This window comes from Kitasatospora sp. NPDC001683, from assembly GCF_053596495.1.
In genome coordinates this window covers 28,784-44,351 of sequence record NZ_JBSFGK010000028.1, presented here as the reverse complement: position 1 = coordinate 44,351, position 15,568 = coordinate 28,784, and the positions used below count along the sequence as shown (strand labels likewise).

The 15,568-nt window shown below is 73.5% G+C and carries 13 protein-coding genes and 1 pseudogene; 8 read left to right on the top strand and 6 right to left on the bottom strand.

Translation table 11 applies throughout. From position 1 onward, the window contains the following. The first annotated feature begins 114 nt into the window (after positions 1 to 114). The 3 genes from lanM to ACWCYO_RS17400 all read left to right on the top strand — a co-directional run bounded on the left by lanM (position 115) and on the right by ACWCYO_RS17400 (position 6,351). On the top strand, positions 115 to 3,333 hold the full coding sequence (gene lanM, locus ACWCYO_RS17410) for a type 2 lanthipeptide synthetase LanM (RefSeq protein WP_449784667.1): 3,219 nt from the start codon (positions 115 to 117) through the stop codon (positions 3,331 to 3,333). Between the two features lie 392 nt (positions 3,334 to 3,725). Next, complete coding sequence (locus ACWCYO_RS17405) at positions 3,726 to 5,669, top strand: ATP-binding cassette domain-containing protein (protein ID WP_449784666.1); 1,944 nt, start codon at positions 3,726 to 3,728, stop codon at positions 5,667 to 5,669. Positions 5,670 to 5,751: 82 nt separating this feature from the next. Beyond that, entirely contained in the window at positions 5,752 to 6,351 is a 600-nt protein-coding gene (locus tag ACWCYO_RS17400; RefSeq protein ID WP_449784665.1) for a DUF5990 family protein, read from the top strand. Here the strand turns inward: ACWCYO_RS17400 and ACWCYO_RS17395 are convergent. Continuing rightward, positions 6,340 to 6,671, bottom strand: a pseudogene (locus ACWCYO_RS17395) (tRNA (adenosine(37)-N6)-threonylcarbamoyltransferase complex transferase subunit TsaD); the annotation flags it as partial. The gene ACWCYO_RS17400 and the pseudogene ACWCYO_RS17395 overlap by 12 nt on opposite strands. 161 nt (positions 6,672 to 6,832) lie before the next feature. Here ACWCYO_RS17395 and ACWCYO_RS17390 point away from each other — a divergent pair. Both ACWCYO_RS17390 and ACWCYO_RS17385 read left to right on the top strand, forming a co-directional pair. Continuing rightward, positions 6,833 to 7,435 (top strand): superoxide dismutase, encoded by a 603-nt coding sequence (locus ACWCYO_RS17390; protein ID WP_449784664.1) that lies wholly within the window; start codon positions 6,833 to 6,835, stop codon positions 7,433 to 7,435. Between the two features lie 268 nt (positions 7,436 to 7,703). Beyond that, positions 7,704 to 8,753 (top strand): glycosyltransferase family 2 protein, encoded by a 1,050-nt coding sequence (locus ACWCYO_RS17385; protein WP_449784663.1) that lies wholly within the window; start codon positions 7,704 to 7,706, stop codon positions 8,751 to 8,753. Between the two features lie 33 nt (positions 8,754 to 8,786). Here the strand turns inward: ACWCYO_RS17385 and ACWCYO_RS17380 are convergent, their stop codons facing one another. From ACWCYO_RS17380 to ACWCYO_RS17365, 4 genes are all read right to left on the bottom strand, one after another. Further along, positions 8,787 to 9,647: a 5-oxoprolinase subunit C family protein gene (locus ACWCYO_RS17380; protein WP_449784662.1), complete on the bottom strand. Its 861-nt coding sequence runs from the start codon at positions 9,645 to 9,647 to the stop codon at positions 8,787 to 8,789. Between the two features lie 39 nt (positions 9,648 to 9,686). Further along, entirely contained in the window at positions 9,687 to 10,304 is a 618-nt protein-coding gene (locus tag ACWCYO_RS17375) for a 5-oxoprolinase subunit B family protein (protein WP_270151373.1), read from the bottom strand. A gap of 80 nt (positions 10,305 to 10,384) precedes the next feature. Further along, a complete protein-coding gene (locus ACWCYO_RS17370) occupies positions 10,385 to 11,167 on the bottom strand; it encodes a LamB/YcsF family protein (protein WP_270148689.1) in 783 nt (260 codons plus the stop codon). Beyond that, entirely contained in the window at positions 11,164 to 11,928 is a 765-nt protein-coding gene (locus tag ACWCYO_RS17365; protein WP_449784661.1) for a GntR family transcriptional regulator, read from the bottom strand. The genes ACWCYO_RS17370 and ACWCYO_RS17365 overlap by 4 nt, the downstream gene beginning before the upstream one ends. A 172-nt stretch (positions 11,929 to 12,100) precedes the next feature. Here ACWCYO_RS17365 and ACWCYO_RS17360 point away from each other — a divergent pair, with 172 nt between their 5' ends. From ACWCYO_RS17360 to pcp, 3 genes are read left to right on the top strand one after another with little or no spacing between them, the layout of a single operon-like run. Then, the gene (locus ACWCYO_RS17360) at positions 12,101 to 12,841 is read left to right on the top strand and encodes a DUF969 domain-containing protein (RefSeq protein ID WP_270148692.1); all 741 of its coding nucleotides are present in this window, start codon (positions 12,101 to 12,103) and stop codon (positions 12,839 to 12,841) included. Then, positions 12,838 to 13,812, top strand: coding sequence for a DUF979 domain-containing protein (locus ACWCYO_RS17355; RefSeq protein ID WP_449784660.1), 975 nt, complete (start codon positions 12,838 to 12,840; stop codon positions 13,810 to 13,812). The genes ACWCYO_RS17360 and ACWCYO_RS17355 overlap by 4 nt, the downstream gene beginning before the upstream one ends. A 28-nt stretch (positions 13,813 to 13,840) precedes the next feature. Then, positions 13,841 to 14,485, top strand: a complete 645-nt coding sequence (gene pcp / locus ACWCYO_RS17350) for a pyroglutamyl-peptidase I (protein ID WP_449784659.1) — start codon at positions 13,841 to 13,843, stop codon at positions 14,483 to 14,485. 361 nt (positions 14,486 to 14,846) lie between these two features. Here the strand turns inward: pcp and ACWCYO_RS17345 are convergent, their stop codons facing one another. Next, positions 14,847 to 15,512: a nitroreductase gene (locus ACWCYO_RS17345; protein WP_449784658.1), complete on the bottom strand. Its 666-nt coding sequence runs from the start codon at positions 15,510 to 15,512 to the stop codon at positions 14,847 to 14,849. Positions 15,513 to 15,568 lie beyond the last annotated feature (56 nt).

Sequence of the window (15,568 nt, the reverse complement as noted above, 5' to 3'; positions counted from 1 at the left end):
CTGGGCCCGGGCCGGTCGTACAGTCGGACCGGGGCCAGTGCCGGACGGGGCGTCCAGCGCCCGTGTGAGAGCGCAGCCAGTACAACCGTGCATTCAGAAAGGCAGCACCGCCCCGTGGCCGACGCGTCCGAACTCCTGCGGGCCGCCGCCCGAGCCGTCCCGCTGAACGCCCGCGGCCGGGTGCCGGAGGGATCGCCCCGCTCGGAGCCCGTCCGCGCCGCCGATCGCGACGAATCCGGTGAGCGCCACGCGCGCGCCGCCCGGAAGCTGGAGCGCTGGCGGGCCCAGGCGCCGTTCGACCGGGCCGACTGGTTCGCGCGCCGGCTCGCGGCCGACGGTCTCGACCCCGACGCCCTGCGCGCCCTCCTCGCCGAGCACCCGGACGCGCTCGCCGACCGCCTCGGGGCGCATCCGTGGGCCGAGCAGCTCGCTGCGGCCTTCCACGGCGCGGCCACCCTGGACGTCCCCGAGGAGCACGAGTTCGCCGGGCTGGTCGCCCCGCTGCTCGCCGCCGCCCGCGACCGCCTGTGCGCCGGACTGGCCGCCCTGGACCTGCCGCCCGTCGGCACCCCCAGCCTCGGCACCCCCGAGGAACTGGCCGCGCTCGCCCTGCCCGCGCTCACCGCCACCGCCCACGGGATCGCCACCCGGACCGTCATCACCGAACTCCACGTCGCCCGCCTCACCGGCGAGTTGACCGGCGACACCCCCGAGCTGCGGTACCGCGAGTTCCTCGACCGGCTCACCGAACCCGAGCGGGCACTGCGGCTCCTCGCCGAGTACCCCGTCCTGGCCGTCCGCCTCACCACCCTCGCCGAGCAGTGGGCCGACACCACCCTCACCCTGTTCCACCGCCTCGCCGCCGACCTGCCCGCCCTCGCCCGCACCTTCGCCGACGGCCACCCGCTCGGCCGGCTCATCGAACTCACCACCGGCCTCGGCGACCCGCACCGCGGTGGCGCCACGGTCAGTTCGCTGACCTTCGAGCACGGCGTCCGACTCGTCTACAAGCCCCGGCCGCTCGGCGCCGAGACCCACTTCCAGCAGCTCCTGCACTGGCTCAACCCGCAACTGCGGCTGCCCCTGCGCGACCTCGCCCACCTGGCCGGCGACGGCTACGGCTGGGTCGCCCACGTCACCGCCGAACCTGCCCGGGACGAAGCCGAGTTGAGTGCCTTCTACCACCGAGCCGGCACTCTCGCCGCACTGATGTACGTCCTGGACGCGGTCGACTGCCACGCCCAGAACCTGCTCGCCGTCCGGGACCAGCCCGTGCTCATCGACCTCGAGGCGATCCTCCACCCCGACCTGCACGAGCCCGCCAAGGACCTCTCCGAATCCGAACGGCTCGCCCGCCACCGGGCCCGGCACTCGGTGCTGCGCTCCGGCCTGCTCCCCGAACGCATGTGGGACGAGGGCAACGGCGGCGCCGACATCTCCGCCCTGGGCTGGGACCCGGCCAACCTCCCACCCCGCCCCGTGCCCGTCCTGGTCAACCGGGGAACGGACGAACTCCGGCTGGAATACCGGCGGTTGCCCGTCGAAGCCCCCGGCAGCCGCCCCGTTCCGACCGGACAGCCGCTGCGGCCGGCCGACCACCTGGCGGAGCTGGAGGCGGGCTTCACCGAGGCCTATCGGCTGCTCGCCGCCGACAAGCCGCAACTCCGGTCGCTGCTCCGCGCGTTCGCGGCCGACGAGACCAGGCTGCTGCGCCGCGACACCTTCGAGTACCGCACCCTGCTCAACACCGCCTGCCACCCCGACCTGCTCCGCGACGCCCTCGACCAGGACCGCCACCTCGACCGGCTCTGGGCACTGGCCGGCTGGGAGGAGCACGCGCTCGCCTTCGTGGAACACGAGCGCGCCGACCTGTGGCGCGGCGACGTGCCCGTCTTCACCATCCGCCCCGACAGCGTCGACGCCCGCTCCTCCACCGGCGCCCTCATCCCGGGCGTCACCGACCGGCCGGCCCTCGACCTCGCCCTCGCCAAGGCGGACGGCCTCGGCGAGGAGGACCTCGCCCGCCAACTCCAGCTGCTGCGGCTCTCGGTGACGACGGCCGACGGGGCGCGCGAGCCGGGACGGGCCGTCGCCGACGCCCCGCGAGAGGTGTTCGTCGCGCCGGGCGGGGACCTGGCGTCCCGCGCCCTCGCCAAGGCCGTCGAAGCCGGCGAGCAGCTGCTCCGCGAGGCCTACCGGGGAAGCGCCGACCTGGCCTGGACCGGCCCCAACTGGACCCCGCCCGGCCGCTGGGCCCCCGCCGAGCTCGGTCCGGACCTGTACAGCGGCACCGCGGGCATCGCCCTCTTCCTCCACCAACTCTCCCTGGCCACCGGCGACCCCGCGCACCATGAAGCCGCCCAGGCGGCCGAGGTGACGCTACGTCAGCAGATCCGGCGACGCGCCGACCGGTTCGGCGGCGGCCTGTCCGGCACCGGCGGTGTGCTCTTCGTGCTCGCCCACCTCGTCGCCCATCATCCGGATCCCGCACTCGACGAGCTCGGCACCCTCGTCCTCCAGCGCGTCACCGCCACCGCCGCCGAGGACACCCAGCACGACCTCCTCGCCGGAAACGCCGGCACCATCGGAGGCCTCCTGGCCTGGGAGGCCGTCCGTCCCGGCCCCGCCGTCACCGCCGCGCTCGCCGCCTGCGCCGAACGACTCGTCCAGAGCGCCACCCCGCACCCCGAGGGCGGCGCCGGCTGGCTGCCGGCCTCCCTCGCCGAGACCGCGAGCCGCCCCCTGGCCGGCTTCGCCCACGGCGGCTCCGGCATCGCCTGGGCCCTGGCCCGGGCCGGACACCGCCTCGGCGACCCGCGCCTGCCCCAACTCGCCCTCGCCGCCGTCGAGTACGAGCACACCCTGTTCGACGCCGACGCCGCCAACTGGCGCGACGTCCGCGAGGACGACGGCCCCGACGCCCCGTCCTTCTCCGCCCTCTGGTGCCACGGCGCCGCAGGCATCGCCCTGGCCCGCACCACCCTCGCCGAACTCCTCCCCGAACAACGTGAGTTGCTCCTCGCCGAACGCGACACCGCGCTCGCCACCGTCCTCCGGGAGGGCTTCGGCCACAACTCCTCACTCTGCCACGGCGATCTCGGCAACCTGGAAGCCCTCCACCTCGCCGGCGCCCCCTGGCAGCCCGCCACCCACCAGCAGGCCCACGCCACCCTCCACACCCTGGACACCACCGGCTGGACCTGCGGCCTGCCACACGGCGTCCACAGCCCCTCACTGATGGTCGGCCTGGCCGGCATCGGCCACGGCCTCCTCCGCCTCGCCGCCCCCGGCACCACCCCGTCCGTTCTCCTCCTCGAACCGCCCACGCACTGACCCCTTCCGGGCCTCGGCTCGAGGGTGGTTGGGCGCGGGCCTGCGCCGGGCGTGCGGTCTGCCGCACGGCGTCCACAGCCGACCGGCTTGGGCGGTAGGTCTTTCCGACCGTCAGATCGCATGCCCAGCAGTATGTCCGCAATCGAACATCGCGGACCTCCGCAGTGATCGACATCCACCAACCCGCCGTCGCCGACACGGAATCGCCCGGATCGGGTGAGAGCGACCGGGACACGCCGGACGCCCCCGCCGACCGCTGCCAGGATCGGGGTCCGCACCGGCAGCCCGCCCTTCGCGGAGTGCCCACCGGCACCGCTGCCGACCCGTCACGCCCACCCGGCGCTGAGGGCTGCCCGCGTGCGGAAGCCGTGGCCGTACCAGGGAGGAATGCTGTGACAGAGCAGATCGTGAAGCCAGAGAAGCCCCAGGTCGAGGAGCGCGAGGGCGAACACGACGAGGAGCTGCGCCTGCGGTTCCCCGGGGACCGCCGCGCCGCGGCCGGCGCGTCGATGTCGGCGAGCGCGATGCTGCGCCGCCTGCCGCACCTGGTGCGCCGGGCGCTGGCGCTGGCCTGGTCGGCGGACCGCACGTCCACCGTGCTGCTGCTGGTCTGCCAGGCGTTGGCCGGCGTGTTCGGCGCGCTGGCGCTGTACGCCACCACCGGCACCCTGACCGCGCTGCTGGTCCCGGGCCCGGTGACGGGCCATCTGCGGACAGCCGCGCCGTCCCTGCTCCTGCTGACCGCCTCGGCCGGGCTGCGCGCCGTCCTGGGTATCGCGGTGGTGGGCCTGTCCGGCCGGGTGTCGCCGCGGATCACCAGGGAGGCGGAGCTGGCGCTGATCGCCGCCGGGTGCGCCGCCGAGCTGAAGGCGTACGACGAGCCCGCGTACAACGAGCAGTGGGAGGCCGCCGACCGGGGTGCCTCCACCACGCCCGACCTGCTCTCCAACGCCCAGGACGTGATCGCCTCCACCGTCTCGCTGGCCGCCGCGGCGGGCGTGCTGGCGACGCTCCACCCGTGGCTGGTGCCGCTGCTGCTGCTCGGTTCGGTGCCGACCGCCGTCGCCGCCGTCCGCACCGCGCGCATCCACTACCTGGCCGCGGTGACCACCAACGAGGACCGTGGCGCGCTGCGCGTCTACCGCTGGTTCCTGATCGACAAGACCCGGGCCGACCAGGTCCGTTCGGACCAGGTCACGCCGTTCCTGATGGCCAAGTACCGCCGCGCCGAGGCCAAGATCGTCGCCGCCACCGACCGGGCCACCCGCGAGGCGGCCAAGGTTTCGCTGCTGGCCGCGCTCGGCACCGGGGCGGGCAGCGCGCTGATCTGGGGAGCGCTGCTGTACCTGGTCGCCAGTGGCCGGATCGACCTCGCCGCAGCCGGCACGGCCACCTTCGCGCTGCGCACCGCCTCCTCCGGCCTGCAGGGCCTGGTCGGCAACGGCGCCCGGCTGTACCGGATGGGTCTCTACCTGGACGACTACTTCAGCTTCCTGGACGAGGCCGGCGGCCACCGCATCAACCGCGGCCACCTGGTGCCCGCCGCTCCGCAGCTGGTGGAGGTGTCCGAACTGTGCCACTCCTACCCGGGTGAGCAGCAGGAGCCCGCCCTGCGTGGCGTCAGCATGACCCTGCGGGCGGGGGAGATGGTCGCCGTGATCGGGCAGAACGGCAGCGGCAAGTCGACCCTGCTGAAGCTGCTGTCGGGCCTCTACCTGCCGCAGTCGGGCCGGATCACCTGGGACGGCGTGCCGGTGGAGGAACTGGACGCGGACGGCATGTGGGCACGGGTCGCCCGGGTGCCGCAGGAGTTCGCCCGCTGGCCGCTCGGCGCCGCCGAGAACGTTCACCTGGGCCACCTCACCGAGCGGCTGATGGCCGACGTGGAGGAGGCCGCGGCCCGCACCGGCTTCGACGAGATCGTCGCCCGGCTGCGCTCCGGCTGGCGCACCCTGCTCGCCCAAGGCTGGTGGGGCGGCGCCGAGTTGTCGGGCGGCGGATGGCAGCGCGCGGCCGTCGCCCGGGCCCTCTACCGCACGGTGCGCAGCCCGGGGCTGCTGATCCTGGACGAGCCCACCTCCGACCTCGACCCGCGCGCCGAGCACCGCATCCTGCACGCCCTGCGCGGCCTCGCCCCGGGCCGGATTACCCTGCTGGTCACCCACAACATCGCCAATGCGGCGGTCGCCGACCGGGTGATCGTGATGGACAAGGGGCGGATCGTCCAGGCCGGCACCTGGGCCGAACTCGCCGCCCGCCCGGACGGGTTGTTCCGCGAACTCCTCGATCTGCAGCGGGACCGCGCCGTCCCGGCCCAGCGCGCGGCAGGGGACTGACCCACCGCCTGACCCGCCGCCTGACCCGCCGGTGCGCGGAAAAGGAGGGGAAGCGCCGGGCCGGATGAACCACGATGACGGCATGCGAATCAACGAGGAGCCGGGTGAGGGTGCGGACACCGAGGAGCAGCTGCCGCAGCGCCTGGTCGGCGAAGTCTGGGCCAACGTCTGCGCTGACCCCCCCGAACGAACCGACGGGTCCAGCCTGGGATGGGGGACGATGGACGGCATGGAGCTGAGGATCGAGGCCACCGACCTGCCCGGACGCGAGTGCGGCGCCGGGCCCGGGTTCCCCGGGTACCGGGACATCCACGTCGCCGTCCAACGCCGGGGCCGCCCCGCCGAGTTGCTCGACCCGCAGCCCGGCGACGCGCCGCGGGCGCGGTGGTCGCTGGAGTGCGCGGTGAAGCGGCTGCCGGACGGCGGGGCGGACGTCACCGGTCGGTATGTCCAGGGCGGGCCGGGCGGCCGGTTCATCTACCTGAACTGGGTGACGCGGGACGGCGACGACTGGCGGCTGTTCCGCCGGGCGAAGCTGCTGCTGGCCGCGGTGGACCAGGGCACCCTCGAAAGCGCCGCCGACACCGGTCTGCTGGTCGCCCGGCTTGGCCTCACCGACGCCAAGGGCCACCCGCTGTGCGCCGCCGTCCGCCCGCCCCTGGTCACCTGGTCACCTGCTTAGTGACGGCACCGGCACCGACAGCGGCAACGGACTGAGCGCCGCGAACTCCGGCGGCGCCGACGGATCCACCGACAGCCCGGCGGGCGCCGGCTCGGCCCCGCACGGACCAGCAGGTCGCCGATCGCCGCGACCATCGCGCCGTTGTCCGTGCACAGCCGCAGCGGCGGCACCCGCAGGGCGATGCCGGCCGCCGCGCAGCGCTGCTCGGCGAGCGCCCGCACCCGGGAGTTGGCCGCGACCCCGCCGACCTCCACCAGGGTGCCGATCCCGTGGTCGGTGCAGGCCCGCACCGCCTTGCGGGTGAGCACGTCCGCATCCGCCCGGGCGGCGATCTCCGGCACCACCCCGCCGTAGCGGGCGTGCTCGTCCGGCGGTGTGAGGAATAAGCAGGAGCCTGTGCTGCGCTCCTGCAAGTCATACGCAATAGTGTTGTCCCGGCACGATCGTCAGCACTCAACCCGTCGAAAGGAGCCGTGTCCTGATGGGCACCTACACGCTTCCCGACCTGCCGTACGACTACTCCGCGCTCGAGCGGGCCATGTCCGCCGAGATCCTGGAGCTGCACCACTCCAAGCACCACGCCGCGTACGTGAAGGGCGCGAACGACACCCTGGAGCAGCTCGCCGAGGCGCGCGACAAGGAGCAGTTCGGCGGCCTGGTCGGCCTGCAGAAGACCTTCGCCTTCCACCTGTCCGGTCACGTGCTGCACTCGCTGTTCTGGCAGAACCTGTCCCCGGAGGGCGGCGATCGCCCCGAGGGCGAGCTGGCCGACGCCATCACCGAGCACTTCGGCGGCTTCGAGGCCTTCAAGAAGCAGCTCACGACCGCCACCACCGGCGTCCAGGGCTCGGGTTGGGGCATCCTCTCTTGGGAGCCGCTCGGGAAGCGCCTGATCGTCGAGCAGGTCTACGACCACCACGGCAACGTGGGCCAGGGCACCACCCCGCTGCTGGCCTTCGACGCCTGGGAGCACGCCTACTACCTGCAGTACCGCAACGTCCGCCCCGACTACGTCACCCGTCTGTGGGACGTCGTCAACTGGCAGGACGTCTCGGCCCGCTTCGCCGCCGTCAAGAGCGCCTGAGCGTCGAGCGAGCAGGAGGGCCCCGGACCGGTCGGGCGGTCCGGGCCTTCCCCCTGTGGCCCCATGGTCGTTGCCCGTCACGGCCGTTGACGCCCGTCACGGCCGTTGACACGCGGCACGGCAGTCATACCGAAACGAAGACTCGCCGCCACCCGCTGTTCGCCCGCCGTGGGCACACGATCGGTACGCTCGGACCACCGCCGGTCACCGGCGGTCGGCGGCCGACCGGCCGATCCGGCCCGCCCGCTCCTGAGCGAAAGGTCGTCCGATGGCTCCGCGCCTGTCCGTCGTGGTCCCGATCTACAACGTCGAGCGCTACCTCGGCGAATGCCTGGACTCGATCGCGGCCCAGACCTTCGAGGACTTCGAGTGCGTCATGGTCGACGACGGCTCGACCGACGACGGCCCCGTCATCGCCAAGGCGTACGCCGACAGGGACCGGCGCTTCCGGCTCGTCCAGCAGGAGAACAAGGGCCTCGGTGCCGCCCGCAACACCGGCTGGCGCCACCTCACCCCCGGCACCGAGTACCTGGCCTTCGTCGACAGCGACGACACCCTGCCGCCGCACGCCTACCAGCTGATGATCAGCACGCTCGACGAGACCGGCTCCGACTTCGCAACCGGCAACGCGATGCGCCTGCGCACCACCGGCCTCACCCCCTCGCACGCCCACCGCCGCCCCTTCGCCGAGACCCGGCTGCGCACCCACGTCAGCGAAACTCCCGCCCTGGTCACCGACCGCACCGCCTGGAACAAGGTCTACCGGCGCACCTTCTTCGACGTCGCCGGCATCCAGTACCCCGAAGGCATCCTGTACGAGGACGCGCCCGTCAGCGTCCCCCACCACTTCCTCGCCGAGCGCGTCGACGTCCTCGCCGAGCCGATCTACCACTGGCGGGTCCGCGAGGACGGCGCCCTCTCCATCACCCAGAAGAAGACCGACCCGCGCGGCCTGATCGACCGGGTCCGCTCGATGGAACTCGTCCGCGAGTGGCTGCTCGCCCGTCCCGAGCCGCAGTTCGCCTCGTACCTGGGTGCGTACGACCGCAACTGCCTGGTCGAGGAGATCCCGATGTTCTTCTGGTCCATCCCGGACGGCGACCGCAACTACTGGGAGGTCTACCAGCGGCACGTCAGCCGCCTCCTCCACGCGATCGGCCCCGACCGGGTGGCCGATCTCAACGCCCAACTACGGCTCAAGTACCGGCTCACCCTGGCCGACGCGATGAACCGCTTCATCGCCGTCCAACGCCTCCACCGCGCCGTCCGCCGCACCCGCCAGGCCGCCCAGGCCGCGGCTGCGGTGCATCGGCGCTGACCTCGCTGAGCCCGGACGCCCTGCTATCGCCGACTACCTCCGGCCCACCGGTGTGAACCGGACCGGTTTGCCCGGGGCGGCCTGGGCGACGGCGGGTAGGGCGGCGGCCGGGACGACGCCGATGACGGGGTAGCCGCCGGTGGTGGGATGGTCGGCGAGGAAGACCACCGGGCGGCCGTCCGGCGGGACCTGCACCGCGCCCAGGACCATGCCCTCGCTGGGGAGTTCGCCCTCGCGGGCGCGCTCCAGGGGCGGGCCGTCCAGCCGCAGGCCGATCCGGTTGCTGGTGGGGGAGACGCGGTAGCCGGAGCCGGTGAGGACGGCGAGGGAACGGGCGGTGAACCAGTCGTCGCGCGGGCCGAACAGTACGGGCAGGAGCAGCGGATCGGGCGGCGCGGGCGCCGGCACCACGTCCGCCCCGGCGGCCGGCCCGACCGGCTCACCGAGCGGCAGCGCGTCCCCGGGGGCCAGTGGAGCGGGGCCCAGCCCCGAGAGCAGATCGGTCGAACGGCTGCCGAGGACCGGAGCGGCGGCGATCCCACCCGCGAAGGCGACGTAGCTGCGCACACCCCGCGTCGCGGCGCCCACCTCCAGCAGTGCTCCGGCGGGCAGCCGCACCGGGGCGGCCCAGGCGGCGGGCCGCCCGTCGACCCGCACCGCGCACGGTGCGCCGGCCACGGCGACCGTCACCGCGCGATCCACCCGCACCGCGCAGCCGAGCACGGTGGTCTCCAGGGTGGCCGCCGTCGCGGGGTTGCCGACCAGGCGGTTGGCGAGCCGGTGGGCGGGCTGGTCGAGCGCGCCGGAGCGCGGCACGCCCAGGTGCGCGTGCCCGGGCCGGCCGAGGTCCTGGACGGTCGTCAGCAGGCCTGCGCTCATCACGGTTACGGTCATGCGTCCTCGATCACGCTTCCCTCGAATGCGAATCCTCGGTCAGGCTTCCTCGATCACGAACCGGACCCGGGTCCCCGGGCTGAACAGTGCGGCGCGTTCGCGGGACGGGTCCCACAGCACGGCGTCGGTGTGTCCGATCAGCTGCCAGCCGCCCGGTGAGGAGCGCGGGTAGGCGCCGGTGTAACGGCCGGCGAGGGCGATCGCCCCGGTCGGGACGGCGGGGCGCGGGACGGCCCGCCGGGGCACCCGGTAGCGCTCGGGCAGGCCGGTCAGGTAGCCGAAGCCGGGGGCGAAGCCGCTGAAGGCGACGCGGAACTCGGTCGCGGAGTGGATGCGCGCGACCTCCTCCTCGGCGACGCCCCACAGCGCGGCGACCTCCGCGACGTCGGCGCCGTCGTAGCGCACCGGGATGGTCACGGTCTCGTCGCTGGTCGCCCGCAGCGGCGGTACGTGCCAGTCGGCCAACTCGGCGGCCAGGGCCTCGGGGTCGGCCACCCCGTCGAGCAGGACGGTCCGTTCGGCGGGCACGACCTCGGTGACGGGCGGGAGTTGGGACGCCGCGCGTCGGCGCTGGAGTTCGGCGTGGAAGGCCATCGTCTCGTCGGCGTCGTCGAGCTCGACCAGGAGCGCGTCCAGGCCGACCCGCAGGACCCGGATGTTCACCCCGTTCGCCGCGTTCACCGTGTTCACCGTGTTTGCCGTGTTCGCTCCCGTCCGTCTGCCGCTCCGCTCGGCGCTCATGCGAACGCCTCGACCCGGACTCCGGCCGTCCACAGGGCAGTTCGGACCCGGCGGGCAAGGTCCGCCGCCCCGGGGGTGTCGCCGTGCACGCACAGCGAACGGGCCCGCAGCCGGATCCGGTCGCCGGTGTGCGCCGTGACCTCGCCGTCCCGGGCGATGGCGACCGAGCGGTCGACGACGGCGTCGGGGTCGTGGACGACCGCGTCGGGTTCACGACGGGGCACGAGCGTGCCGTGCGGGGTGTAGGCGCGGTCGGCGAACGCCTCGGCGACCACCGGCAGTCCGGCCCGTCCGGCGGCCTCGTGCAGCCGGGAACCGGGCAGTCCGAGGACGGGAAGACCCGGTGCGGCCAGCCGGACGCCGCCGACCACCGCCTCCGCCTGTTCCTCGTCGTGCACCGTCCGGTTGTACAGCGCGCCGTGCGGTTTGACGTACGCCACCCGCGCTCCGGCCGCCCGCGCGAACACCTGCAACGCCCCGATCTGGTAAGCGACTTCGTCGGCGAGCTGGTCGGGCGGAACGTCCATCGCCCGGCGCCCGAACCCGGCGAGGTCCCGGTAGGAGACCTGCGCGCCGATCCGCACGCCCCGCTCGGCGGCCAGCTCGCACACCCGCCGCATGGTGGTCGGGTCCCCGGCGTGGAAGCCGCAGGCGACGTTGGCGCTGGTGACCACCGACAGCAGGGCGTCGTCGTCGGTGAGCGTCCAGCGGCCGAAGCCCTCGCCGAGGTCGGCGTTGAGGTCGACGACCGTGACGGGAGGGCGCTCGGCCGGTGTCATCTCGCGCCGTCCGTCATCGCGCTCCCCGCCGTTGCGTCCCCCGCCATCGAGCCGTCGGTCATGACGCTGTGCGCCATCGCGCTCCCGGCCATCGCCCGGACGATCACCGCGCGAGCGTCGTTCAGGTAGCTGGTCAGCTCCACCTCGGCGTCGTCGATCTCGCCCGACTCCAGCAGCCCGGTGAGCGTCTGGTTGCGGCGCAGGAACGGCGCGTGCAGCCCGCGCGCCGACGGGACGGCGGCGAAGGCCAGGCGCAGCTCGGCCACCAGGCGGGCCATGCACTCGTCGATCCGCTCGCTGCCGGCGATCCCCGCGACGGCCTGGTGGAAGTGCAGGTCGGCGGTGCCGACGGTGACCCAGTCGCCGATCGCCTCGGCGGCCTCCGCGCGGTTCAGCGCGGCCCGCACCGCGGCCAGGCGCTCGGGCGCCGCGCAGCGCAGGGAGCGCACACCGGCCGTCTCCAGGGCGAGGCGCAGGGTGTAGATGTCGGCGACGTCGGCCGGTTCGAGGATCCGGACGAACACGCCGCGATTCAGCTCGTGCACGACCAGCCGCTCGTCGGCCAGCAGCCGGAACGCCTCGCGGAGCGTGTTGCGCGAGACAGTGAGCGCCTCGCCGAGCGCTTCCTCCGACAGTCGGGTGCCGGGGGCGAGCAGGCCCTCGGTGATGTGGTCGCGCAGCACCTCGGCCACCCGTTGGGCGGCGCTGGCACGTTCGAGCCGGCCCCGGTCGGCCGCGAGCGCGTCGAAAACCCCGGTCACGTTCCACCTCCTGAACTCTTGTCGGATTGTTCCACAATCCCCTAGCCTCGCGGCAACCCCCGCAGGGTCGCGGCCCACCCAGCCGTGACCTCCTCCGTCCGTGGTGCCGCAGACCGTGGTGCCGCGGACGGCCATCCTCGGGGCGCAGGCCCTCTGAAAGGCGGTCAGGAACATGATCGTGCTCGTCGGCATCCTCGTCGTGGTGGCCGGGTTCGCCACCCGGCGAAATCCGCTCCTCGTCGTCGGCGCCGCCGGCGTCCTCACCGGACTGCTGGGCGGGATGAGCCCGCTGAAGGTCCTGGACGCCTTCGGCACCGGCTTCGCCTCCAGCCGCTCGGTGACCGTCTTCGCCGTCACCCTGCCGGTGATCGGCCTGCTGGAACGCCACGGCCTGCAGGAACAGGCCCGCACCCTGATGAACAAGCTCGCCAGGGCCAGCGCCGGACGCGTGCTCGCGGTCTACCTGGTGCTCCGCCAACTCACCGCCGCCTTCGGCCTCACCGGCCTCGGCGGGCCGGCCCCGGCCGTACGTCCGATGGTCGTACCGATGGCCGAGGCCGCCGCCGAACGCCGCCACGGCACCCTGACCGACAAGGCCCGCGAACGCCTGCGCTCCTTCGCCGCGAGCGCCGACAACGTCGGCCTGTTCTTCGGCGAGGACTGCTTCCTCGCCGTCGGCTCGATCCTCCTGATCACCGGTTTCGTCAACGCGACCTACCACGCCGCCCTGGAGCCGGTGCAGCTCGCCCTGTGGGCCATCCCCACCGCGGTCTGCGCCACCCTCATCCACGGCGCGCGCCTGCTGCGCCTGGACCACACCCTCGCCCGCGACCTGCCCGCCACCGGGCCGGGCCAGGCGGCCACCGCAGACCAGCCGACCACCGCCGACCGCATCGAGGAGACGAGCAAGTGATCAAGGTCGAGTGGCTGTACTGGCTGGTCGGAGCCGTCTTCCTCGCGATGGCCGCCCAGATGGCGGTGGACCGCGGCAACCCCAGGCGTTACGGCAGCGCCGCCTTCTGGGGCCTGCTCGGCGCGAGCTTCGTCTACGGCACCTGGGTCGCCGACAAGAGCGCCCCCGCCGCACCGCTCGGCGTCGCCGTCCTGGCGATGATCTGCCTGGCCGGCTTCGGCTTCACCGGTCGCGGCACCCCCACGGCCGCCGCCCCCGAACAGCGGGCCGTCTCCGCCGCCCGCCTGGGCAATCGACTGTTCATCCCCGCGCTCGCCCTCCCGCTGGTCGCGCTGGCCTGCGGCACCCTGCTCAAGGGCGTCCACCTGGGCGGCGGTGGTCCACTGCTGCTGCAGACCGGCAGCGAGACGCTACTCGGGCTCGGCATCGGCACGCTCGTCGCCCTGGGCCTGGCAATGCTGCTCACCCGCGAGCGCAACCCGGCCGTCGCCCTGCGCTCCGGCCGCGGACTGCTGGAGGCCATGGGCTGGGCGCTGCTGCTGCCCCAACTCCTCGCCGTCCTGGGCTCGATCTTCCAGAGCGCCGGCGTCGGCACCCAGGTCGGCAAGATCACCACCCACTTCCTGCCGGACGGCAGCAAGTACGCGGCGGTGGCGGTCTACTGCCTGGGCATGGCCCTGTTCACCATCATCATGGGCAACGCCTTCGCTGCTTTCCCGGTCATGACCGCCGCGATCGGCTGGCCGATCCTGATCACCCAGCTGCACGGCAACCCCGGCGTGGTCCTCGCCGTGGGCATGCTGGCCGGCTTCTGCGGCACCCTGGTCACCCCGATGGCCGCCAACTTCAACCTCGTCCCGGCCGCGCTGCTCGAACTCAAGGACCAGTACGGGCCGATCAAGGCCCAACTCCCCACAGCGGGCGCCCTGTTGGTCTGCAACATCGCCATCATGTCACTCTTCGCGTTCTGACCCGCTCCTGTTGCAGAAAGGCCACCCCATGACCAGGGTCCTGCTCACCGGCTTCGAACCCTTCGACGGCGCCGACGTCAACCCCTCCTGGGAGGTCGCCCGCCTGGTCGCCGCCAACCCGCCCGAGGGACTCCTGGTCACTGCCGCCCGGCTGAGCTGCGTTTTCGACCGAGCCGCCGAGGAACTGCAGACCGCCGTACGGGAGTTCACGCCGGACCTGGTGGTCTGCCTCGGCCTGTGGTCCGGTCGATCGGACATCTGCGTCGAACGCGTCGCCATCAACATCGACGACGCTCGCACCTTCGACAATGCGGGCCAGCAACCGGTCGACCGGCCCATCGTGCCCGACGGCCCCGCGGCCTACTTCTCGACCCTGCCCGTCAAGGAATGCGTGGCCGCCGTCAGGGAGGCAGGCGTGCCCGCCTCCGTTTCGAACAGCGCCGGAACGTTCGTCTGCAACCACGTCTTCTACGCCCTGATGCATCTGCTCGCCACCGAACACCCCACCATTCGCGGCGGCTTCGTCCACATACCCGCCCTCCCCGAGCAAGTCCTCGACGGCTCGAAGCCCTCCCTCCCCGCCGCCTCCGCCGCCCACGCCCTCCGCGCCCTCCTCACCGCCGCCGCCACCCACACCACCGACCTCCGCATCCCCGAGGGCGCGACCCACTGAACCCCGCACCGCTGCGCCGCCGTTGAGGCCGGGGCGGACGGCGCGCGAGGTCCGCCGCGGCCGGACGTGGTCGAGCTCCGGCTCACGCCCGTCCAGGTGCGCGGCCGGTGCGTCCGGCCGCCACCGCAGCCGGACCCGCTCGAGCGGCACCGGCCGCTCCGCAACCCAGTGCGGGCGGGCCAGGAGCGGTACGCCCGGGAGCGGGTGGTCGGAGGGGTTCTCGGCCAGGAGCCGGCCGGTCAGCTCGGAGCGGTGATCGTTGAGGAAGCGCCGTACCCGCCGCCACTGCTCCCGGCCGGCGGGTGGTTCCTGCTGGTCGTCTGCCACCGGCCAACCCCAAGGTCCGCCGACCTCCTCCCGGTCACCCGCCGACGAAGCTCACCGTCTCCGCCAGTTCCGCCCGCCCGGTACGAACCGGCGGCACGCCCTCCCGTTCGAACCCCACCGCGACACCGCAGACCAGCACCCGTCCGTCATCGGCTCCGACCGCTGCGCTGACGGTCTCCCGGTACATCGTCCACATCACCTGGGGGCAGCTGTGCAGCCCTTCCGCCCGCAGCAGCAGCATGATTGTCTGGAGATACATCCCCGCGTCCGCCCACTGCCCGGGCCCCATCGTCCGGTCGAGATAGCAGAACAGGACGACCGGCGCCCCGAACGCCTCCGAGTTCAACGCGGCGATCTTCCTCGGCCGGTCGAGATCGTCCCGCTCGATCCCCAGGGCCCGGTAGCGCTGGGCGGCCGCGGCGGAAAACCGGTCCAGATACGGCGGAACCAACTCGGCCGGGTACATCGGATACTCCCGCTCATCACCCGGATCCCCAGCGAGCGCGCGGGCCGTCGCGAGCCTCTTCAACTCCGCCAACGGCTCGCCGCTCACGACGTACACGTGCCACGGCTGCAGGTTCCCACTCGACGGAGCCCGCTGCGCCGCACCCAGCACCCGCTCGAGCACCTCCCGCGACACCGGCTCCCCGCTGAACGCCCGCACCGCCCGCCGGCTGTCCACGGCCTCGTACACGTCCATGCCGCCCCGTCCTCCCGTCCTCCCGCTCGACTGACGACCACCTCTCTACCGGATCC